Source organism: Bacteroides sp. AM54-2NS (assembly GCF_003602935.1).
GTDB lineage: Bacteria > Bacteroidota > Bacteroidia > Bacteroidales > Bacteroidaceae > Bacteroides > Bacteroides xylanisolvens.
In genome coordinates, this window is sequence record NZ_QTMZ01000140.1 from 1 (window position 1) to 714 (window position 714).

1 protein-coding gene is annotated in these 714 nt (G+C 45.2%); it reads left to right on the top strand.

Annotation, left to right across the window (positions count from 1 at the left end; genetic code table 11):
• Nucleotides 1-275 precede the first annotated feature (275 nt).
• Nucleotides 276-434, top strand: coding sequence for a hypothetical protein (locus tag DXA05_RS26700; protein ID WP_165861582.1), 159 nt, complete (start codon nt 276-278; stop codon nt 432-434).
• Nucleotides 435-714: the final 280 nt, after the last annotated feature.

Below are 714 nucleotides of genomic sequence, written 5' to 3' on the forward strand. Positions count from 1 at the left end.
GATTACGCACTATTTTATTGGTCACAGCGATAGCGGCCACACAAGAAGGAGGAAGTCCTTCGCAGCATCACGCTACCTTTGCATGGTAAAAATAAGTGGCTTTCAAATAACTCAATTCAGAAAAAGACGGGGCCAAACAATGGAACAAAGGTTGTAAGCAAGGAGGCAATCCGTATGCAACTGACAGAGGCACTGCTATGGCGGTATGCCTGGAGTAACGAAGCGGGAAATCCGACCTTACAGCTGTATCAGCAGAAGATGGAGGAGCATGAACAATGATGCACAATGAACGACAAGCCACAAAGGTGCAGCTTACCAACAGAGGCATCAAGCCAAAGGAGGATAGACATCAGAGGATTGGCGATAACACTCTCATCATGCCAAAGCCAAGTTCTGTGTCCGACAAGGAAGAGTTGCAAAAGACAGACGAGTAAAACCAAAAGGCGAAATAACCATTCCTATAACAAGGTAAAGAGACGCTTAAAACGGCGAAGGGACTTTGGCGACGTGTAGCTATACAGCTGTCGAAGCATAGCTTCTATAACAGGACTGGAGCAAGTGAGCAAACCGCACAACTTGCTCCTAAGATATTTCAGTTACAACAACCATAACCTCATTGGAGGATTGTCCTAAAAGAGTTTTTGCAGTCAAAGGAAGAAAGAGTCTGCAAGCCACATAGCCAACAGACTCTCTCCTGATTATTCACAGATGACA